The 19,302-nt window shown below is 75.4% G+C and carries 19 protein-coding genes; 13 read left to right on the top strand and 6 right to left on the bottom strand.

All coding sequences use genetic code 11. The annotated features are described in order from the left end of the window. Window positions 1–5: 5 nt before the first annotated feature. Together ACFY32_RS02230 and ACFY32_RS02225 are read right to left on the bottom strand one after the other, a co-directional pair. Window positions 6–749 carry a C4-type zinc ribbon domain-containing protein gene (locus tag ACFY32_RS02230; RefSeq protein WP_359191911.1) on the bottom strand — a complete coding sequence of 248 codons (744 nt, stop codon included), beginning with the start codon at window positions 747–749 and terminating at the stop codon, window positions 6–8. Beyond that, window positions 746–1,585 carry a Nif3-like dinuclear metal center hexameric protein gene (locus ACFY32_RS02225; protein WP_390673204.1) on the bottom strand — a complete coding sequence of 280 codons (840 nt, stop codon included), beginning with the start codon at window positions 1,583–1,585 and terminating at the stop codon, window positions 746–748. Before ACFY32_RS02225 ends, ACFY32_RS02230 begins: the two co-directional genes overlap by 4 nt. Window positions 1,586–1,774: 189 nt before the next feature. Between ACFY32_RS02225 and ACFY32_RS02220 the strand changes: the two genes are divergently transcribed. Then, complete coding sequence (locus ACFY32_RS02220) at window positions 1,775–2,917, top strand: hypothetical protein (RefSeq protein ID WP_359191103.1); 1,143 nt, start codon at window positions 1,775–1,777, stop codon at window positions 2,915–2,917. A gap of 97 nt (window positions 2,918–3,014) precedes the next feature. Continuing rightward, window positions 3,015–3,185 (top strand): hypothetical protein, encoded by a 171-nt coding sequence (locus ACFY32_RS02215; protein WP_359191106.1) that lies wholly within the window; start codon window positions 3,015–3,017, stop codon window positions 3,183–3,185. Between the two features lie 67 nt (window positions 3,186–3,252). On the opposite strand, the gene ACFY32_RS02210 is transcribed toward ACFY32_RS02215, so the two are convergent. Further along, window positions 3,253–4,188, bottom strand: a complete 936-nt coding sequence (locus ACFY32_RS02210; RefSeq protein ID WP_390673203.1) for a MaoC/PaaZ C-terminal domain-containing protein — start codon at window positions 4,186–4,188, stop codon at window positions 3,253–3,255. Between the two features lie 164 nt (window positions 4,189–4,352). Between ACFY32_RS02210 and ACFY32_RS02205 the strand changes: the two genes are divergently transcribed. The 5 genes from ACFY32_RS02205 (at window position 4,353) to ACFY32_RS02185 (ending at window position 9,174) form a co-directional block, all read left to right on the top strand. Further along, window positions 4,353–6,092 carry an MFS transporter gene (locus ACFY32_RS02205; RefSeq protein WP_390673202.1) on the top strand — a complete coding sequence of 580 codons (1,740 nt, stop codon included), beginning with the start codon at window positions 4,353–4,355 and terminating at the stop codon, window positions 6,090–6,092. Window positions 6,093–6,204: 112 nt separating this feature from the next. Then, window positions 6,205–6,855 (top strand): class I SAM-dependent methyltransferase, encoded by a 651-nt coding sequence (locus ACFY32_RS02200; protein WP_359191115.1) that lies wholly within the window; start codon window positions 6,205–6,207, stop codon window positions 6,853–6,855. A 22-nt stretch (window positions 6,856–6,877) separates the two neighbouring features. After that, a complete protein-coding gene (locus ACFY32_RS02195; protein ID WP_359191118.1) occupies window positions 6,878–7,789 on the top strand; it encodes an N-acetylmuramoyl-L-alanine amidase in 912 nt (303 codons plus the stop codon). Window positions 7,790–7,913: 124 nt separating this feature from the next. Then, entirely contained in the window at window positions 7,914–8,762 is an 849-nt protein-coding gene (locus ACFY32_RS02190; RefSeq protein WP_359191121.1) for a hypothetical protein, read from the top strand. A gap of 124 nt (window positions 8,763–8,886) precedes the next feature. Then, the gene (locus tag ACFY32_RS02185; RefSeq protein WP_359191124.1) at window positions 8,887–9,174 is read left to right on the top strand and encodes a hypothetical protein; all 288 of its coding nucleotides are present in this window, start codon (window positions 8,887–8,889) and stop codon (window positions 9,172–9,174) included. 7 nt (window positions 9,175–9,181) lie between these two features. Here ACFY32_RS02185 and ACFY32_RS02180 read toward each other — a convergent pair whose 3' ends face one another. From ACFY32_RS02180 to ACFY32_RS02170, 3 genes are read right to left on the bottom strand one after another with little or no spacing between them, the layout of a single operon-like run. Further along, entirely contained in the window at window positions 9,182–10,252 is a 1,071-nt protein-coding gene (locus ACFY32_RS02180) for a prenyltransferase/squalene oxidase repeat-containing protein (RefSeq protein WP_359191127.1), read from the bottom strand. Then, window positions 10,249–10,983: a methyltransferase domain-containing protein gene (locus ACFY32_RS02175; protein ID WP_359191130.1), complete on the bottom strand. Its 735-nt coding sequence runs from the start codon at window positions 10,981–10,983 to the stop codon at window positions 10,249–10,251. The genes ACFY32_RS02180 and ACFY32_RS02175 overlap by 4 nt, the downstream gene beginning before the upstream one ends. Beyond that, entirely contained in the window at window positions 10,977–12,356 is a 1,380-nt protein-coding gene (locus ACFY32_RS02170; RefSeq protein ID WP_390673201.1) for a glycosyltransferase family 4 protein, read from the bottom strand. Before ACFY32_RS02170 ends, ACFY32_RS02175 begins: the two co-directional genes overlap by 7 nt. A 173-nt stretch (window positions 12,357–12,529) precedes the next feature. On the opposite strand from ACFY32_RS02170, the gene ACFY32_RS02165 reads away from it, so the two are divergent. The 6 genes from ACFY32_RS02165 to ACFY32_RS02140 all read left to right on the top strand — a co-directional run bounded on the left by ACFY32_RS02165 (window position 12,530) and on the right by ACFY32_RS02140 (window position 19,043). Next, window positions 12,530–13,174 carry a TetR family transcriptional regulator gene (locus ACFY32_RS02165; RefSeq protein ID WP_390673233.1) on the top strand — a complete coding sequence of 215 codons (645 nt, stop codon included), beginning with the start codon at window positions 12,530–12,532 and terminating at the stop codon, window positions 13,172–13,174. A gap of 330 nt (window positions 13,175–13,504) precedes the next feature. After that, entirely contained in the window at window positions 13,505–14,725 is a 1,221-nt protein-coding gene (locus tag ACFY32_RS02160; RefSeq protein WP_390673200.1) for a prenyltransferase/squalene oxidase repeat-containing protein, read from the top strand. Continuing rightward, window positions 14,722–15,369 (top strand): SCO2322 family protein, encoded by a 648-nt coding sequence (locus ACFY32_RS02155; protein WP_390673199.1) that lies wholly within the window; start codon window positions 14,722–14,724, stop codon window positions 15,367–15,369. The genes ACFY32_RS02160 and ACFY32_RS02155 overlap by 4 nt, the downstream gene beginning before the upstream one ends. Continuing rightward, window positions 15,359–16,531: an energy-coupling factor transporter transmembrane component T gene (locus ACFY32_RS02150; RefSeq protein WP_390673198.1), complete on the top strand. Its 1,173-nt coding sequence runs from the start codon at window positions 15,359–15,361 to the stop codon at window positions 16,529–16,531. The genes ACFY32_RS02155 and ACFY32_RS02150 overlap by 11 nt, the downstream gene beginning before the upstream one ends. Beyond that, window positions 16,528–18,201 (top strand): ABC transporter ATP-binding protein, encoded by a 1,674-nt coding sequence (locus ACFY32_RS02145; protein ID WP_390673197.1) that lies wholly within the window; start codon window positions 16,528–16,530, stop codon window positions 18,199–18,201. Before ACFY32_RS02150 ends, ACFY32_RS02145 begins: the two co-directional genes overlap by 4 nt. Beyond that, on the top strand, window positions 18,198–19,043 hold the full coding sequence (locus tag ACFY32_RS02140) for an ECF transporter S component (RefSeq protein ID WP_390673196.1): 846 nt from the start codon (window positions 18,198–18,200) through the stop codon (window positions 19,041–19,043). The genes ACFY32_RS02145 and ACFY32_RS02140 overlap by 4 nt, the downstream gene beginning before the upstream one ends. The last annotated feature ends 259 nt before the right edge of the window (window positions 19,044–19,302 follow it).

Raw genomic sequence — 19,302 nt, 5'->3', positions numbered from 1 at the left:
GCCCCTTACAGGCCCGAGTCGGACGTCCGCACGAGGATGCGGCGGCAGTTCTCGCACCGCACCACCGTGTCGGGCGCCGCCGACCGGATCTCGTTGATGTCGGTGATCGCCAGCTCCTGGCGGCAGCCCTGGCAGGTCCGCTGGTACAGCTTGGCCGCGCCGATGCCGCCCTGCTGCTGGCGCAGCTTGTCGTACAGCTTGAGCAGGTCCGCGGGGACCGACCCGGCGACGACCTCGCGCTCCTTGGTCACCGAGGCGACCTCGGCGTCGATCTCCTCGAAGGCCGCGTCCCGGCGCGCGGTCGCGTCGTCGATCTTCGACTGCACGGAGGCGACCCGCTCGGTCAGCTCCGCGACCCGCTCCTGCGCGGACTCGCGGCGCTCCATCACCTCCAGCACGACGTCCTCCAGGTCGCCCTGCCGCTTGGCGAGGGAGACGATCTCGCGCTGGAGGTTCTCCAGGTCCTTGGGGGAGGTGACCGCGCCGGAGTCCAGGCGCTGCTGGTCGCGGGTGGCGCGCTGGCGTACCTGGTCCACGTCCTGCTCGGCCTTGGTCTGCTCGCGGGAGCAGTCGCTCTCCTCGGTCTGCGCGGCCACGAGCAGGTCGCGCAACTGGGTGGCGTCCTTGGTCAGCGACTCCAGTTCGGCGTGCTCGGGCAGGGACCTCCGCCGGTAGTCGAGCTGCTGGAGGCGGACGTCGAGGTCCTGGACGTCGAGGAGTCGGATCTGGTCGGCGGGCGCGGCGTTCAGTTGGGGGCTCCAGGTGAAGGGGAGTGGCTGGTCCAGGGGTCGGTGACCGTCTTCGAGACGTGGACGCGCAGGTCCCATCCGTGCCGGTCGGAGATCTCGTCGAGCTGGCCCGCGGCCAGCTCGCACCAGGGCCACTCGGTGGCCCAGTGCGCGGCGTCCAGCAGGGCGAGCGAAGAGCGCGCCACGGCCTCGGACGCCGGGTGGTGGCGCAGGTCCGCGGTGAGGAAGGCGTCGACGCCGGCCTCGCGTACGTGGTCGAAGAGGCTGTCGCCGGAGCCGCCGCTGACGGCGACGGTGCGCACCAGGGCATCCGGGTCGCCGGCGACCCGGATGCCCTGCGCGGTGGCGGGCAGTCGCCCGGCGGCGCGGTCGACCAGTTCGCGGACGGTCAGCGGGTGGTCCAGGGCGCAGATCCGGCCGAGGCCGCGGCGGCCGGCGGGGTCGCTCGGGTCCGGCACCAGCGGTCCGGTGACCCGCAGGTCCAGCGCTCCGGCGAGGGCGTCGGAGACGCCCGGGTCGGCGGTGTCGGCGTTGGTGTGGGCGACGTGCAGCGCGATGTCGTGCTTGATGAGGGTGTGCACCACGCGGCCCTTGAAGGTGGACGCGGCGACCGTGGTCGTCCCCCGCAGATACAGCGGGTGGTGGGTGACCAGCAGGTCGGCGCCCAGCTCCACCGCCTCGTCGACGATGTCCTGGACCGGGTCGACGGCGAACAGGACGCGCCGGACCCGCTGACCGGGGTCGCCCACGACGGTGCCGACCGCGTCCCAGGACTCGGCCCGCTCGGCGGGCCACAGGTTCTCCAGCGCGGCGATGACTTCTGACAGACGGGGCACGCAGGAAAGGCTACCTGCCTGTTCTGCGGCGCAGTACCGCCACCGTCGACCCGGTGCCGGGCGAGCACACCCGTCCGCTCCCGCTCAGGCGAATCGTTCCTGGGCCATCCGTTCGTGTGAAGCGGACGATCGGCGGCGCCCCGCCCGTGCTTGGCGAAAACTAGCTTCGTCGCTGGAGGTGACCGAACGATGACAGCGTGTGCTATCGAACCCTCGGCGGACCACGGGAACGACGGGACCCCGCGGGCGGGCTGCGCCATCACCGCGGACGGGGCCTACGCGGCGCGGCTCGCGGGCCGCGGCGAGGCCCGTTACCCGGAGCGCTGGACGCTGGACGGGCCCGAGCCGTACGCGGTGCCGCTGCCCGGCAACCAGCCGGAGGAACCGGACACCGAGGTCCAGCCGATGGGCGACGGACGGGTGCTGATCCACCGGCGGGCGGCCGGGCGGCACATCTTCACGCTGCTGTACCCGACCGGTCCGGGCACCGGCGAGCTGCCGCTGGGCGCGGTGAAGTGTCCGGACCAGGGCACCCGGCTGCGGCTGCTGCCCCCGGCGCCGGGCGGGGAGCGGGCGTACGCCGTGGCGGTCGGGGCCCGGTCGACGGACGTGTGGCTGGTGGCGGGGGGCGCCTTCGGGCCGGAGCACCTGGCCGAGGTGCCGGGCCGCTGCTCGGGCGGCGCCTGGCTGGACCGTACGGCCCGGCTGCTGGCCCTGGACCGGGAGGCGGGCGGGCGGGTCAAGACGGTCGTGGTGGACCTGGAGCGGGGCGGCGAGGTGTCGCCGCTGCTGCAGATCGCCGCCGACAGCGACGACCGGCTGCTGCTGGCCGACCCGGAGAGCGGGCTGCTGCTGATCCGCTCCGACGCGCCCTCGCCGGGCCGGGGGCAACTGGGCTGGGGGGTACTGGGCAGCACGCTGCCGGTGCGGTTCCCGGAGTGCCTGCGGCTGCCGGACTGCGTGGTGACGCCGTTCGCGATCCAGCCGGGGCAGATGCTGATGCCGGAGCGGTGCGCGGTGGCGCTGCGGGTGGACGGCGCGCCGGGCCGGTGGATCGGGGTGTGGCGGCCCGCCGAACGGCGGGTGCGTCACCTGCCCGCCCCGGCCGGCTGGCTGGCGGGCGCGGGGCTGTGGACGCCGGAGGGGGTACTGAAGCTGCCGTACGCCACGGCGGAGACGCCCTGCGGAGTGGCCGCCCTGAACCCGGCCCTGACGGAGGCGGCGCCCGGCGGGGAGCCCCGGCGACCTTGCGCCGAGGCGGCCCCGTCGCCCGCCGCGCCGCGTCCCGTTCCGCTTCAGCAGGCGCCCCTGGGGCAGCGTGTAACGAACTAGTGCCGGTTGGCGCGGCCGTCTGGATCGGGTCCGAGGGGCGCCGGATACACTCCCCGGGCTGTAGGAAAGATGATGTTGACGGGGTGAATTCCTTCCGATGAACGACACCAGCACGAACCAGCCGATGCAGGGCGCCGGTGCCGATGTCCGGGACAGGTCCGCGACCGGCCACGGCCGGCACCGCGGACCGGTCTCCACGCGGGACGGCGAGACGGCTCCGCGGGGCCGCCACCGCAAGCCGGCCGAGCAGTCCGGTACGGCGGCCTGACGGTCCCGCACCGGGCCTGACGGTCCGTCAGGCGCCAGTGGCGCGCACATCGTCGCGGCCCCGCCCGTCACCCACGACGGCCGGGGCCGCGGTCGTCCCCGGCCCCACCCCGCCCTCGCCCCCGGGCCTCATCCCCGTGCCGGGCCACCGTGTACCGGACCACCGTGTCCGCCAGTACCGGCGCCTCCCGCTCCACCGCCTCCGCCGTCACCCGCACCGTGCCGCCGCCCTCCCGCCACATCCGCACCCGCAGGGTCTCCCCCGGGTACACCACCCCGGTGAAGCGCGTGCCGTACCCGCGCACCCGGGTCGTGTCACCGTTGAGCAGGGTGTCGGCGACGGCCTTGAGGGTGATGCCGTAGGTGCACAGCCCGTGCAGGACGGGCCGGCCGAAGCCGGCGCGGGCCGCGAACGCCGGGTCGGCGTGCAGCGGGTTGAGGTCGCCGGACAGGCGGTACAGCAGCGCCTGGTCCTCGCGGGTCCGGCGTTCCGCCACCGCGTCGGGCGGGCCGGCCGGCGGCGCGGTGCGCGCGGAGGGGCCTCGCTCGCCGCCCCAGCCACCCTCGCCCCGTACGTGGACGTCCGCCTCCTCCGTCCACAGCGGTCCGTCGGCGTCCGCCGCGTCCGTGCGCGCCACCAGCAGCGCCGCCGCGCCCTTGTCGTACACGGCGGTCATGCGGGTGACGGTCCTCGCGGTGCCCCGGGGCGGGACCGGCCGGTGCAGTTCGAGGCGCTGCCCGGCGTGCAGGACCCGGGCGAGGTCGACGTCGACGCCGGGCACGGACAGCGCCCTGAGCACACCCGGGACGCCGGCCCCGGCGACGGTGGCGAAGCTCGGCAGGACGCGCAGCCGGGACTCCAGGACGTAACGGAGTTCGGCGGGGTCGGTGGCGGGGCGGCCGGCGCCGATGCCGAGGTGGTAGAGCTGGACGTCCCCCGGTTCCCAGGCGATCTCGCCGGTGCGGGGGGCGGCGGCGAGCGCGGCGGTTGCGTCGATGGGCATGGTTCCCCGGATCATCACGGCCGGGCGGCACCCGTGCCAAGAGAAGGTCAAGAAAACGTTAGCGGCCCGAAGCAACGGAATAGGTGCCCCGGCGTACGGAGTTCAGACTGCACACATCGCTCCGCGCGATCCGCCGACCGACTCCGGCCTGGAGGCCCCACTCGATGAGCCACACGACGACCGACGAGCACGCCCGCCGAGCGAGCGGCACCACCGTCCCCGTGCTCGCCTTCGCGGGCATCGTCGTCGCGGTGATGCAGACCCTGCTCGTCCCGGTCATCAAGGACCTGCCCCAGCTCCTGGCGACCTCGCCCAGCAACGCGACCTGGGTGATGACCTCGACGCTGCTTTCGGGCGCCGTGGCGACCCCGATCATGGGCCGTCTCGGCGACCTGTACGGCAAGCGGCGGATGCTGGTCACCAGCCTGGCCGTGATGGTGGTCGGCGCGCTGGTCAGCGCGTTCACCGATGCCCTGCTGCCCATGATCGTCGGCCGTGCCCTCCAGGGCTTCGCGATGGGCGCGATACCCCTCGGCATCGGCCTGATGCGGGACATGCTGCCCCGCGAGCGGCTCGGCTCGGCGATGGCGCTGATGAGTTCCTCGATCGGCGTCGGCGGCGGCCTCGCGCTGCCCGCCGCCGCGCTGGTGGCCCAGCACGCCGACTGGCACGCCCTGTTCTACGGCTCGGCCGGCCTCGGCGTCCTCGCCATCGCCCTGACCCTGCTGGTCGTACCGGAGTCCCCGCTGCGCGCCAAGGGCACCTTCGACCTGCCGGGCGCGCTCGGGCTCTCCGCCGGCCTGGTGCTGTTCCTGCTGCCGATCACCAAGGGCAGCGACTGGGGCTGGACCGCGCCGACCACGCTCGGCCTGTTCGCCGCGGCCGCCGTGGTACTGGGGCTGTGGGGCCTGATGGAACTGCGCGTCAAGGCACCCCTGGTGGACCTGCGCACCACCGCCCGCCGCGAGGTGCTGCTCACCAACCTCGCCTCGATCATGGTCGGCGTCAGCTTCTACGTCGTCTCCCTGGTCCTCCCCCAGCTTCTCCAGCTCCCCACCGCCACCGGTTACGGCCTCGGCCAGTCGATGGTCGTCGCGGGTCTGTGCGTGGCCCCGCTGGGCCTGACGATGATGTTCACCGCGCCCGTGTACGCCCGGCTGTCCGCCCGGTACGGGCCGCGCACCACCCTCATCACCGGCCTGCTGGTCATCGCGGTCGGCTACGGCGGCGGCCTCGGCCTGATGAGCGCGGCCTGGCAGACGGTCGTCACCTCGGTACTGCTCGGCGCGGGCATCGGCCTCGCCTACTCCTCGCTGCCCGCGCTGATCGTCGGCGCGGTCCCGGCCTCGGAGACCGGCGCGGCCAACGGCCTGAACACGCTGATGCGGTCCATCGGTACGTCGGTGTCGAGCGCCGTCATCGGCATGGTGCTGGCCAACACCGCGAACGACGTGGGCGGTGTCGCCGTCCCCACCCTGCACGGCTTCCGGGTCTCGTTCCTGATCGCGGCCGGCGCGGTCGCCGTCGGCCTGGTGCTGGCCTTCTTCCTGCCCGGCCGGCGTCCGGCGACGCGTCCGCAGCTCCGCGCGAGCAGCGAGGAGGACGCCAACCTGGCCCGCGCCGAGGAGGTCCTGGCCGGCTTCCGCGGCCGGGTGCTGGCCGCCGACGGGGCGCCCGTCGCCCGCGCCAAGGTCACCCTGATCGACCGGCACGGCCGCCAGGCGGGCGCCACCCTCTCCGCGCCGGACGGCGGTTACGCGCTGGCGGTGCCCGCCGAGGGCCCGTACGTGCTGGCCGCCCGCGCCGCCGGGCACGGCCCGCTCGCCCACGCGGCCACCCACCCCGGCGAGGAACGCCCGGTCGAGGTGGACCTCTCCCTGCCCGGCGAGACGGTCCCGGCCTGACCCGCGCCCCCTGCCGGGAAGATCCCTTCCGCACCCCCCGTCGCCCCGCGCGCCGGGGGGTGCGGCAGCATAGGGCGCCGTCACCCCGCGCAGAGCCGATGAGAGGACCCCCATGACCGCGGCGCCCCCGCCCGAGATCCTTGCCGCGTTCGAGGCCGCGAAGGGCTTCATGCCCGCCGACGAGGGGCTGGCGCTGTACGCGGCGGCCGTGGCGGCGGGACGACTCGGGCTGCCACTCCTCGAAGTGGGCACGTACTGCGGGCGTTCCACCCTGCTGCTCGCCGACGCGGCCCGCCGGTCGGGGGTCACCGCGGTCACCGTCGACCACCACCGCGGCAGCGAGGAGCAGCAGCCGGGCTGGGAGTACCACGACCCGGAGACCGTCGACCCGGAGCTGGGCGTGATGGACACCCTGCCCGCGTTCCGCCGCACCCTGTACCGGGCCGGTCTGGAGGAGCACGTGGTCGCGCTGGTCGGCCGCTCGCCGCAGCTCGCCGCGCTCTGGCGGGCACCGGTCGGCCTGGTCTTCGTCGACGGCGGCCACACCGACGAGCACGCGAACGCCGACTACGAGGGCTGGGCCCCTCGGGTGGCCGAGGGCGGGCTGCTCGTCATCCACGACGTGTTCCCGGACCCGGTGGACGAGTTCACCGGGCAGGCCCCGTACCGCGTCCACCTCCGGGCGCTGGCCTCCGGCGCGTTCACCGAGGTCTCGGCGACCGGCTCGCTGCGGGTGCTGCGGCGCACGGGGTCGGGTATCTGAAGGCGCGGTTAGAGTCGCAGTCGTGTCGTACACAGGCCCGGACCCCGAACCGCCCCAGCCCCGCCGCTCTCCGCTGCGCCGCCCGCTGACCGTGGCGCTGGCCGCGCTCGTGCCGGGCGCGCTGCTCGGGTGGGGGGTGTACGCGGCCGTCGGCGGCGGGGGCGGTACCGGCGGCGCCTCGGCGGCCCCCGCCACCACCGTCGTCGCGACGCCCTCCTCGGCGGCCGCCCGTGAGGACGCCGAGGGGCCCGCCGCCGAAGGGCCGTTGAAGGGGAAGGTCGTCCTGGTCGACCCGGGGCACAACCCGGAGAACTTCCGGCACCCCGCCGAGATCGGCCGCCAGGTGGACATCGGGACGAACCACAAGGAGTGCGACACCACCGGCACCGCCACCGACGACGGGTACGCCGAGGCGGCGTTCACCCTCGACGTGGCCCACCGGCTGCGCGCCCTGCTCCAGCAGCAGGGCGTCACGGTGAGGCTGACGCAGGACGGCGACCGGCCGTACGGGCCGTGCGTGGACGAGCGGGCCCGGATCGGCAACGAGGCGGAGGCCGACGCCGCGATCTCGATCCACGCCGACGGGGCGGGCGCCGGGCAGCGCGGCTTCCACGTCATCCTGCCGGGCCCGGTGCACGCGGGCGCCGCCGACACCCGGCCGATCGCCGCCCCCTCCCGCGCCCTCGGCGAGCGCGTCGCGGACCGGTTCGCCGGCGTCACGGGCAGCGCGCCCGCCGACTACCTCGGCGACGGCACCGGCCTGGTCACGCGCACCGACCTGGGCGGTCTCAATCTGTCAACGGTTCCGAAGGTCTTCCTCGAGTGCGGGAACATGCGCGATAGCAAGGACGCGGCACTGCTGACCAGTGGTGCCTGGCGGCAGAAAGCGGCGCAGGGGATCTCTGAGGGAATCGTGAGTTTCCTGCGCGGGTGACGATCAGCGCGCTGATCCCGGCGGACAGCCCGATCGTACGGACGATAGTGTCGTCGTCCGTACGACGAGGGGTCACTCCCCCCGCTTGCCTCCACCGACGACGAGACGACTCGAAGGACCTGTAGTGAATATCCGCTCCCTCACTAGAGGCGACGGCGTGGTGATCGGAGCAGCGGTGTTGCTGTTCATCGCGTCGTTCCTCGACCTCTACTCGATCGACGGTGCGCCGGACGGCCTCGACCTGCCCAGCCTGTGGGCCAGCGGGCCGGTCGTGCTCAGCGTCGTCCTCGCGGGCCTCATCGGGGCCGCTCTCGTCGTCGTCGCCCGGTCGCAGTCGCAGCCCCGGAAGATCGCGGGCCTCGAACTCGGCCAGTTGGGCGCCGCGTTCGCGCTGTTCGCCGCGTGGAGCGCGCTCGGCAACATCTTCGACCCGGCGGGCGGCGTCGACAACATCGGCGACTCCTCGGACGGGCCGAGCGCCGGTACGGGACTGATCCTCGCCCTGATCGCCACGGTGGTCATGGCCGCCGCGGCCCTCGCCACCCCGCTGGTGCCCGCGCTCCGCGGCGCCCTGCTGCCGGCCCCCCGCCCGGCCCAGCCCCAGCCCTACGGCGGTCAGCCGCAGGGTGGTTACGGCTACCCGGGCGCGGGCGCGCAGGCGCCGTACGGCGGGCAGCCGGGGCCGCAGCCGGGTGCGCCGTACCCGGGCCAGCCGCAGCAGGCCCACCAGACCCCGGCCCCGGGCCAGGCCCAGGCCCAGCCCCAGCCCGCCGCGGACTTCTCGCCGTTCTGGTTCGCGGTGCCGGTGCCGCGTCCGCTGTTCGCGGAGGACGGTTCGCCCACGCCGATCGCCGAACTGGCGCCCGGCACCTGGTACCTGGCGGTCGAGCAGCGCGGGCCCGCGCTGGTCGCGCAGACCCAGGACGGGCGCCGCGGGGTGCTCCAGGACACCTCGGGCATCCAGCGCGGCTGACCGCGTCCGACGCCTTCGACGGCCCCCCGCCCACCGGGCGGGGGGCCGTCGGCGTCCGGTTCAACTCCCGCATCCCGTACGGCACTCCAGGTTTCGGACAGGTATTCGGGGCCAGACGGAAGGCATGTCTCGCTATCGTGGTTCCAACTCCGCCGGGACGGCCATCGCGGTGATCGCGGACATCATGGCCCTCATTCTCGGACTGTGGATTCTGATGTACCTGCTGGACGCCAACCGCGCCAACGACCTGGTGCAGTTCGTCCACGACGCGGCCAACTGGCTGGCCGGCTGGTCACGCGACCTGTTCACCTTCGACGAGGACTGGGCGCGCGTCGTCGCCGGTTACGGACTCGCCGCCGTCGTCTACCTGTTCATCGGCCACGCCATCGCCGGCCGCCTGCACCGGTACTGAGCCGGGGTCAGCCGCAGCAGTCGGGGTCGAGACCGCGGGGCAGGTGGCCGTCGCCGAAGACCTGGCAGGTGGCCTCGTGGCCGCCGAGGGCGGCGACGGCGAGCAGCAGCGAGCCGGCCGTCCAGGTGGTCAGCTCCCGCGGCCAGATCGTGTCGTCCTCGAAGACGTACCCCGTCCAGTACAGGCCGCTGTCCGGGTCCCTGAGGTGCTGGATGGACTGGAGGACCTCCAGGGCCCGGTCGGACTCGCCCACCGCCCACAGGGCGAGGGCGAGTTCGGCGGACTCCCCGCCGGTCACCCACGGGTTGGGGACGACGCAGCGCACCCCGAGGCCGGGGACGACGAAGCGGTCCCAGCCCTCCTCGATGCGCGCCTCGGCCTCCGCGCCGGTCAGCGCGCCGCCGAGGACGGGGTAGTACCAGTCCATCGAGTAGCGGCCCTTGTCGAGGAACCGCTCGGGGTGCCGCCGGATCGCGTGCCGAAGAGCGCCCGCCGCCAGCTCCCAGTCGGGCTGCGGCTCCTCGCGCTGCTCGGCGATCGCCAGCGCGCAGCACAGCGCGTGGTGGACGGAGGAACTCCCGGTCAGCAGCGCGTCGGTGGTGTCCGTGCCGTCGTCGTCGCGGCGCCAGCCGATCTGCCCGCCGGGCTGCTGGAGCCGCAGCACGAACTCGACGGCGGCGTACACGCACGGCCACATCCGGTCCAGGAACGCGTCGTCGCCGGTGGCGAGGTGGTGGTGCCAGACGCCGACCGCGACGTAGGCGACGAAGTTGGTCTCCCGGCCGCGGTCGGTGACCTCGGCGCAGTCGCCGTCGGCGTAGGCGGCGTACCAGGAGCCGTCCGGGTTCTGGTGCCGGGCGAGCCAGGCGTAGGCCCGCTCGGCGGCCTCGTGCTCGCCGGCCGCGTCCAGGGCCATCGCGGCCTCGACGTGGTCCCACGGGTCGAGATGGTGGCCCCGGAACCACGGTATCGCCCCGTCCTCGCGCTGGACGCCGAGGATGCCGCGTACGGTCGCGGCGGCCTGCTCGGCGGTGAGGACCCCGGGCAGGACCAGGTGTTCCGTCCGGGGAGTGGTCACCGGGCGGCCGCCTCGGGCAGGTGCGGCTTGGTGGCGTAGGCGACGAAGCTCTTGCCGATCAGCGGGTTCAGCGCCTGCTCGGCGACCCGGGTGGCCAGCGGCTTCTTCATGATGTCCCAGACCAGCAGCTTGTGGTACGCCCGCACCGGCAGCGCCTTGTCGTTGTCGACGCCGAACGCGCACTTCAGCCACCAGTACGGCGAGTGCAGCCCGTGCGCGTGGTGGGTGCCGTAGGGCTTCAGGCCGGCCTCGCGCATCCTGCCGAGCAGTTCGTCCGCCCGGTAGATGCGGATGTGGCCGCCCTCGACCTCGTGGTAGGCGTCGGACAGCGCCCAGCAGACCTTCTCGGGGCCGTAGCGCGGCACGGTGACCGCTATCCGCCCGCCCGGCTTGAGCACCCGCACCATCTCGGCGAGGACGCCCTTGTCGTCGGGGATGTGCTCCATCACCTCGGAGATGATGACCACGTCGAAGGACTCGTCGGGGAACGGCAGGGCGAGCGCGTCGCCCTCCATGGCCGTCGCGGTGGCGCCCTCGGGGGCCTCGCCCGCCTCCTTCATCGCCGCGAACCACTTGGCGACCTCGCGGATCTCCTCGCCGTTGCGGTCCAGGGCGACGACGCGGGCGCCGCGCCGGTAGCACTCGAAGGCGTGCCGGCCGGCGCCGCAGCCGAGGTCCAGCACGCGGTCGCCCGGGGCGAGCGGGAACCGGGAGAAGTCGACGGTCAGCACGTGGCCCTGCTTTCGTGTTCTGCCGTGGCCGCCGCGGGACGGCCGGGGTTCGGGCGGGTCCGGGCGGGGGCGCCGGCGATGGCCTCGCGGTACCGGGCGACCGTGCCCTCGGCGGCCCGTGCCCAGGTGAAGCGGCTGAGCACCCGCTCGCGTCCGGCGGCGCCGAGCCGCGCCCGCAGCTCCGGGTCGCCGAGCAGCGTGGCCAGCCCGGCGGCCAGGGCCTGCGCGTCGCCGGGCGGCACCGCCAGGCAGGTCTCGCCGTCGGGTCCGGCGACCTCGGGGATGGCTCCGCCGGTGGTGGCCAGCAGCGGCGTGCCGGTGGCCATGGCCTCGGCGGCGGGCAGCGAGAACCCCTCGTACAGGGAGGGCACGCAGGCGACCTCGGCCGAGCGCACCAGGTCGACCAGTTCGGCGTCGGAGATGCCCTTGACGAACTCGACGGCGTCCTGGAGCCCGTACCGTTCCACCGCCTGGGCGACGGGGCCGCCGGCGGGCCGCTTGCCGACCACGACGAGGTGGGCGCCGGGATGCTCGGCCCGCGCCTTGGCCAGCGCCTCGACGAGGAAGACCAGGCCCTTGAGCGGGACGTCCGCGCTGGAGGTGGTGACGATCCGGCCGGGCACCTTCGGCACCGCCGGGTCGGGGGCGAACAGGTCGGTGTCGGCGCCGATCGGGACGACGTGCACGCGGTCGGCGGGTACGCCGAGATGGTCGACGATCTCCTGCCGGGAGCTGCCGGAGACGGTGAGCACGGACGGCAGGCGGCGGGCGACGCGCTTCTGCATCCGGGTGAAGGCGTACCAGCGGCGCACCGAGTGACGGCGCTGCCAGGTCTCGGCGGCGTCCAGCTCCAGTCGCCGGTCCACGGTGATGGGGTGGTGGACCGTGGTGACCAGCGGGGCGCCGATGTCGCCCAGCAGGCCGTAGCCGAGTGTCTGGTTGTCGTGGACGACGTCGAAGTCGCCGCGGCGGGCGCGCAGATGGCGGCGGGCGCGCAGCGAGAAGGTCAGCGGCTCGGGGAAGCCGCCGGTCCACATGGTGGCGACCTCCAGGGCGTCGATCCAGTCCCGGTACTCGCCGCGCCCGGGGGTGCGGAAGGGGTCGGGCTGGCGGTAGAGGTCGAGGCTGGGCAGCTCGGTGAGGGTGGGGCCGTCCCGGCCGGTCACGACGTCGAGCACCGGGTAGGGCTGGGCGCCGATGACCTCGACGCGGTGGCCGAGGCGGGCCAGTTCGCGGGAGAGGTGGCGGACGTAGACGCCCTGGCCGCCGCAGAACGGGTTGCCCTTGTAGGTGAGGAGTGCGATCCGGAGCGGTCGCATGCCGTCGGCGGCGAGGTCCTGGCGGGGACCCGCCTGACTGGCCTCAGCGGTCACTCCGGGCCCCTCTCTCCCTGCCTGGTCCCGCGAGATTACGCCGGGACGCTAATCTAGAACAAGTTTCAGACTTGATCGTTCAGAGGCTCCGAATCTACCGGCTGGTAAGGATGGCGCGAGCAGTGGGTCAGGTGATTCGCGCCACGGCGGCCGGGGTGACCGAGGTGGTCGACGTGACCAAGGCGACCAGCACCGGCGGTGCGGGCGGCCCGGCGGCGGCCGTGGTGGCGCGGCCCGCCGCGGCGCCGCTGACCGAGCGCCAGGAGGCGCGCCGCCGCCGCATCCTGGACGCCAGCGCGGAGCTGGCCGGGCGGGGCGGTTTCGACGCGGTGCAGATGCGGGAGGTCGCGGAGGTCTCCCAGGTGGCGCTGGGCACGCTGTACCGCTACTTCCCGTCCAAGGTGCATCTGCTGGTCGCCACCATGCAGGACCGGCTGGAGCAGTTGCACGGCACGCTGCGCAGGCGTCCGCCGGCCGGTGACACGGCGGCGGAGCGGGTGGCGCGGACCCTGATGCGGGCGTTCCGGGCGCTCCAGCGGGAGCCGGAGCTGGCCGACGCCATGGTCCGGGCGGTGACCTTCGCCGACCGGGGCGTGTCGGCCGAGGTGGACCGGGTCTCCCGGCAGACGACGGCGATCGTCCTGGACGCGATGGGCGTACCGGACCCCGGGCCCGGACAGCTCGCCGCGGTGCGGGTGATCGAGCACACCTGGCACTCGGCGCTGATCGCCTGGCTGGCGGGGCGGGCCTCCATCGACCAGGTGCGGGCGGACATCGAGACGGCGTGCCGGCTGATCGGCCCGCCGGAGGACGGATGACGGATGCCGGGGTCCGCCTCCCCGACGTCCCCTGCGGGGGGCCTCTCCCCGGCGGGTAAAGTAGCCAGGTCGTATCACGCCCGTACGGGGGGAAGCCGGTGCAATTCCGGCGCCGGCCCTTCCCCCGTTCCCGGCTTCGATCGAACCGGGGAGACCCCGGTCCGTGAGCCGCCCGCCGAGGGCGGTGAGCCGGACCGCCCGGTACGGGACCGTGACCGGCTCACGTGTCCGGCACCCGCCGTGCACGGGCACCGTCGAGGCATACGGGGCCGAGCCGCCCGGGGGTCTCCCGTGCTGTCCGCCCCGCACAGGGAAAGGCACCCGCCGCTCATGAACGTCCGTCGCCGCACCGCCGCGGCCCTGGCCGCCATAGCCGTGGCCGGCAGCGCCGCCGCGCCCGCGGTCGCCGCCGATCCGTCACCGTCGCCCAGCGCCTCCCGGGCACCGGGCCTGTACGGCACCGCCGATCCGCAGTACGACGGCGTGTGGCGGCAGTCCCTCGCCCTGCTCGCCCAGGACACCGCGGGGGTGGTCCCGGCGGAGTCGGCGGTGGACTGGCTCACCGGGCAGCAGTGCGCCGACGGGGCGTTCCCGGCGTACCGCGCCGACCCGGCCGGGAAGTGCGACGCCGAGGTGCAGACCGACACCAACAGCACCGCCGCCGCCGTGCAGGCGCTGGCCGCCCTCGGCGGACACGGCGACGCCGTCGAGGATGCCGTGGCCTGGCTGAAGTCCGTACAGAACAAGGACGGCGGCTGGGGCTACTCCCCCGGCGGCCCCAGCGACGCCAACTCCACCTCCGTCGTCATCGGCGCCCTCGCCGCCACCGGCGCCGACCCCGGCACGGTCCGCAAGGGCGGCAGGTCCCCCTACGACGCCCTGCTGACGTTCGCCCTGCCCTGCGACGACGGCGACGGCGCCTTCGCCTTCCAGCCCGACAAGGACGGCAAGCTCACCGCCAACGCGGACGCGACCGCCGCCGGCGTGCTGGGCGCCCTCGGCAAGGGCCTGGTCACCGGCCCCGGCAAGGCGGCCGACGCCACCTGCGCCGACCCCGCCGGCCCGGAGCAGGCCGCCGCCAACGGGGCCGCCCACCTCGCCGGTGCCGTCGCGAAGGACGGGTACCTGACCTCCGCCCTCGGCGGCTCCGCCGAGCAGCCCGACTACGGCAACACCGCCGACGCCGTCGTAGCGCTGGCCGCGCAGGGCGGCGCCGAGCGGGCGGCGAAGCCGCTGGCCTGGCTGGAGAAGAACGGTCCCCGGTGGGCCGGTCGGAGCGGACCGGCCGCCTGGGCCCAGTTGGTCCTCGCCGCGCACGCCACCGGCACCGACCCCCGGCACTTCGGCGGCACCGACCTGGTGGCCCGGCTGAACGCGACCGGTCCGGCGCCCGAGGCCGCGAAGGCGGACGCCTCGGCCTCCGCGAAGGCCGAGGCGAGCGACGAGGACGACTCCGGGTTCGGCGTCTGGTGGTTCGTCGGCGTCTGCCTGGTCTTCGGCATCGGCATCGGCTTCCTGCTCAGCGGCCGCAACCGGAAGCGGCAGTTGTGATCCGCCGGTCGGCTCCGCTGGTCCTCGCCGCGCTGCTGCTGCTGGTGGCGGGCGCGGGGCAGGCGGGGGCCGCCGGGTACCGGTACTGGTCGTTCTGGGACCGGGACGGCGCGAGCTGGACGTACGCCACCGAGGGCCCCTCCACCGCCCGCCCCGGCGACGGGGACGTGCAGGGGTTCCGGTTCGCGGTGAGCGAGGACTCCGGTGACGCGGCCCGGCCGCGCGGCGCGGCGGACTTCGCGGAGATCTGCGCGGACACGCCCGCGAAGAAGGGCGACAAGCGGGTCGCCCTGGTCCTCGACTTCGGCACGGCGGCCGACGCCCCGTCCGGCGAGACGCCGCCCGGACCCCGTACCGCCTGCGCCCGGGTGGCGTCCGACGCGACCACCGCCGACGCCCTCGCGGCCGTCGCCGGTCCGCTGCGGTACGACACCGACGCCCTGCTGTGCGCCATCGCGGGCTACCCGGAGGCGGGCTGCGGGGAGCAGGTGTCCGACGAGCGCGAACCGGCCCCCGGCAAGGACACGGCGGCCGACGACGACGGCGGCGGCCCGTCGGTCGGGCTGCTCGCGGGCGTGGCCGTCGTGGCGGTGCTGGGCGCGGCGGCGTTCCGGCAGGCGAGGCGGCGCGGGAATGGCCGGTAGCAGCGGCCGCCGCACGCCGCTGCACCCCGGCGCCTGGTGGGTCTGGGCGCTGGGCCTGGGCACCGCCGCCACCCGCACCACCAACCCGCTGCTGCTGGCGCTGCTGCTCGCGGTCTCCGCGTACGTCGTCACCGCCCGCCGCCCGCACGCCCCCTGGGCCCGCTCCTACGGGGCGTTCGTCAAGCTGGCGCTGGCCGTGCTGGTGATCCGCCTGGTCTTCGCGGTCGTCCTCGGCTCGCCGGTCCCCGGCACCCGGGTGCTTCTCACCCTCCCCGAAGTCCCGCTCCCCGACTGGGCGCAGGGCATCCGGCTCGGCGGCCGGGTCACCGCGGAGGGCCTCGCCTTCGCGCTGTACGACGGGCTGAGACTGGCCGCGCTGCTGGTCTGCGTCGGCGCCGCCAACGCCCTCGCCAACCCCTCCCGGCTGCTGAAGTCGCTGCCCGCCGCCCTGTACGAGACGGGCGTCGCCGTCGTGGTCGCCCTCACCTTCGCCCCGAACCTGATCGCGGACGTGCACCGGCTGCGCGCCGCCCGCCGGCTGCGCGGGCGCCCCGACAAGGGCCTACGGGGGCTGCTGCACGTCGGACTGCCGGTGCTGGAGGGGGCGTTGGAGCGGTCGGTGGCGCTGGCCGCCGCGATGGACTCCCGGGGCTACGGCCGCTCCGCCGAGGTCCCCGCCGCCGTGCGCCGCACCACCGCCGCGCTCACCCTGGGCGGGCTGCTCGGGGTGTGCGCGGGCACGTACGGGGTGCTGACCGCCGAGGGCGGCTCGTACGGGCTGCCGGTGCTGGCGGCCGGGGTGGCCGCGGCGCTGGCCGGGCTCCGGCTCGGGGGCCGCCGGTCGGTGCGCACCCGGTACCGTCCCGACCGGTGGGACCCGCGCGCCTGGCTGGTCGCCGGCTCCGGCGCGGCGGTCGCGGCGCTGCTCGTCCTGGCCGGTGCCCGTGACCCGGCCGCGCTGCACCCGGGGACCGTGCCGCTGGTCGCGCCCGCGCTGCCGCTGTGGCCGGCGGCGGCCTGTCTGCTCGGGCTGCTGCCCGCCTTCGTCACCCCCGCCCCCGACCCCGCCGTCCCCGACCCCGCCGTCCCCGACCCCGCCGTCCCCGACGCCCCCGTTCCCGACTCCGCCGCCCCCGACCCCGCCGTGAGGAAACCGTCGTGATCCGCTTCGAGGATGTCTCCGTGACGTACGACGGGGCCGCCGGACCCACCGTCCGGGGCGTGGACCTCGAAGTGCCCGAGGGCGAACTCGTGCTGCTCGTCGGCCCGTCCGGGGTCGGCAAGTCGACCGTGCTCGGGGCGGTGAGCGGGCTGGTGCCGCACTTCACCGGGGGCACGCTGCGCGGCCGGGTCACCGTGGCCGGCCGCGACACCCGCACCCACAAGCCGCGCGAACTCGCCGACGTGGTCGGCACGGTGGGCCAGGACCCGCTGTCCCACTTCGTCACCGACACCGTCGAGGACGAACTCGCCTACGGCATGGAGTCGCTGGGCCTGCCCCCGGAGGTGATGCGCCGCCGCGTGGAGGAGACCCTCGACCTGCTGGGGCTGGCCCCGCTGCGGGGCCGGCCGATCGCCACCCTCTCCGGCGGACAGCAGCAGCGCGTCGCGATCGGCTCGGTGCTCACCGCCCACCCCCGGGTGCTGGTCCTCGACGAGCCGACCTCCGCGCTGGACCCGGCCGCCGCCGAGGAGGTCCTCGCGGTGCTCCAGCGGCTCGTCCACGACCTGGGGACGACGGTCCTGATGGCCGAGCACAGGCTGGAACGGGTGGTGCAGTACGCCGACCGGGTGGTGCTGCTGGCCGAGCCGGGGGCGGCGCCGGTGCTGGGCACGCCCGCCGAGGTGATGGCCGTCTCCCCGGTCCGCCCGCCGGTGGTGGAGCTGGGCCGGCTGGCGGGCTGGTCCCCGCTGCCCCTGACGGTCCGGGACGCCCGCCGCCGCGCGGCCCCGCTCCGGGACCGCCTGGCCGGCCGCCCGGCCCCGCGCCCGGCCCCGGCGCCCGCCGCCCTCCCGGCCCCGCGCCCGGCCCCGGCCTCCCGCTGGCGCCGCCGCCCCGGGCCGGACCCGGCGGCCCCCGCGTACGCCGCCGAGGTCCGCGGGCTCGCCGTGCGGCGCGGCCGGGTCCAGGCGCTGCGCCACGTCGACCTCACCGTCTCCCCCGGCGAGACCGTCGCCCTGATGGGCCGCAACGGCGCCGGGAAGTCCACCCTGCTCGGCGCCCTGGTCGGGCTGGTCGAACCGGCCGCCGGGGCCGTCCGCACCGGCGGTGCCGTCCCGCACCGCACGCCCCCGCGCGAGCTGCTGCGCCGGGTCGGTCTCGTCCCCCAGGAGCCGCGCGACCTGCTGTACGCCGACACGGTCGCCGCCGAGTGCCGGGCCGCCGACCGGGACGCGGACGCGGCGCCGGGCACCTGCCGCGCCCTGCTGTCCGGGCTGCTGCCCGGCGTCACCGACGACACGCACCCGCGTGATCTGTCCGAGGGGCAGCGGCTGACGCTCGCCCTGGCGGTGGTGCTGACGGCCCGCCCGCCGCTGCTGTTGCTGGACGAGCCGACCCGGGGCCTGGACTACGCGGCCAAGAACCGGCTGGTCGCGCATCTGCGGTCGCTGGCCGGGCAGGGGCACGCCATCGTGCTGGCCACGCACGACGTGGAACTCGCCGCGGAACTGGCCCACCGGGTGGTGCTGCTGGCGGAGGGCGAGGTGATCGCCGACGGGCCGACGGCCGAGGTGGCGGTGGCCTCGCCGTCGTTCGCGCCGCAGGTCGCCAAGGTGCTGGCGCCGCAGAAGTGGCTCACCGTCGCCCAGGTCCGCGAGGCCCTGGCATGACGCCGGGGACCCGGCGGCGGGTGCGGGCGGTGCGGCTCGGGCCGCGTTCGGTGGCCGCCCTGGTCCTGGTGAGCGCGGTCGGCGTGGCCGGGTTCGGCTGGCCGTTCCTCGCGCCCCCCGACTCGCAGGTCGCCGCGCACGCGGCGGACGCGCCCTGGCTGTTCGCGGGGCTGCTGGTGCTGCTGGTGACGGTGGTCGCGGCGACGATCTCCGAGTCGGGCCTCGGCCCGAAGGCGGTGGCGATGCTCGGTGTGCTGGCGGCGACCGGCGCGGCGCTGCGGCCGCTCGGCGCGGGCACGGCCGGGCTGGAGCCGATGTTCTTCCTGATGGTGCTCAGCGGCCGGGTCCTCGGCCCCGGCTTCGGCTTCGTGCTGGGCTCGGTGACGATGTTCGCGTCCGCGCTGCTGACCGGCGGGGTGGGGCCCTGGATGCCGTTCCAGATGCTGGCGATGGGCTGGTTCACGATGGGCGCGGGCCTGCTGCCGTTCCCGGACCGCCTGCGGGGCCGTACGGAGGTGGCGCTGCTGGCCGGCTACGGCTTCCTCGCCGCGTTCGCGTACGGCACGGTGATGAACCTGGCGGGCTGGCCGTTCATGGGCGCCCTCGCCTCGGGCGTGGCCTTCGACCCGGACGCCGCGCTCCCCGCCAATCTGGCCCGCTTCCTGGCGTACTGCCTGGCCACCTCCCTCGGCTGGGACCTGGGCCGGGCGGTCGTCACGGTGGTGCTGACCCTGGTCCTCGGGCCGGCGGTGCTGCGGGCGCTGCGCCGGGCCACCCGCCGGGCGGCGTTCGAGACGCCGGTCACGTTCGAGGAGCCGGCCGGGGTGAGCCGCCCCACGTGAGCGGGGTCACCTACGAACCGGGGTCGTAGCCGGACCGCCTCCGCGAGCACCCCGGGGCACCCGTCCCGACCTGCGGTTTGCGAGCCCGGTCACCGTACGGACCGGACCGGCGTATGCGACCGCCACTAGTAAGAGGGGTGATTGCGGGCGTCCGCGGCGCCTGTTTCTCTGGACCGGTCGCCGGGCGCCCCAGGCGCTCCCGCACCGGTCCGCCGTCCGATCGCGAGGGACCCGCCGGCGACTCCCTGTCCCCGACGAA

Source organism: Streptomyces sp. NPDC000134, from assembly GCF_042899225.1.
In the GTDB taxonomy this organism is placed as follows: domain Bacteria; phylum Actinomycetota; class Actinomycetes; order Streptomycetales; family Streptomycetaceae; genus Streptomyces.
This window is presented reverse-complemented; position numbering and strand designations above follow the sequence as displayed.

What these genes read in the sequence shown, in the direction of transcription:
- ACFY32_RS02140 (WP_390673196.1), top strand. Translation starts at nt 18,198, where the DNA reads ATGACGCCGGGGACCCGGCGGCGGGTGCGGGCGGTGCGGCTCGGGCCG.
- ACFY32_RS02200 (WP_359191115.1), top strand. Translation starts at nt 6,205, where the DNA reads ATGACCGCGGCGCCCCCGCCCGAGATCCTTGCCGCGTTCGAGGCCGCG.
- ACFY32_RS02205 (WP_390673202.1), top strand. Translation starts at nt 4,353, where the DNA reads ATGAGCCACACGACGACCGACGAGCACGCCCGCCGAGCGAGCGGCACC.
- ACFY32_RS02150 (WP_390673198.1), top strand. Translation starts at nt 15,359, where the DNA reads ATGGCCGGTAGCAGCGGCCGCCGCACGCCGCTGCACCCCGGCGCCTGG.
- ACFY32_RS02210 (WP_390673203.1), bottom strand. Translation starts at nt 4,188, where the DNA reads ATGCCCATCGACGCAACCGCCGCGCTCGCCGCCGCCCCCCGCACCGGC.
- ACFY32_RS02215 (WP_359191106.1), top strand. Translation starts at nt 3,015, where the DNA reads ATGAACGACACCAGCACGAACCAGCCGATGCAGGGCGCCGGTGCCGAT.
- ACFY32_RS02185 (WP_359191124.1), top strand. Translation starts at nt 8,887, where the DNA reads ATGTCTCGCTATCGTGGTTCCAACTCCGCCGGGACGGCCATCGCGGTG.
- ACFY32_RS02220 (WP_359191103.1), top strand. Translation starts at nt 1,775, where the DNA reads ATGACAGCGTGTGCTATCGAACCCTCGGCGGACCACGGGAACGACGGG.
- ACFY32_RS02160 (WP_390673200.1), top strand. Translation starts at nt 13,505, where the DNA reads ATGAACGTCCGTCGCCGCACCGCCGCGGCCCTGGCCGCCATAGCCGTG.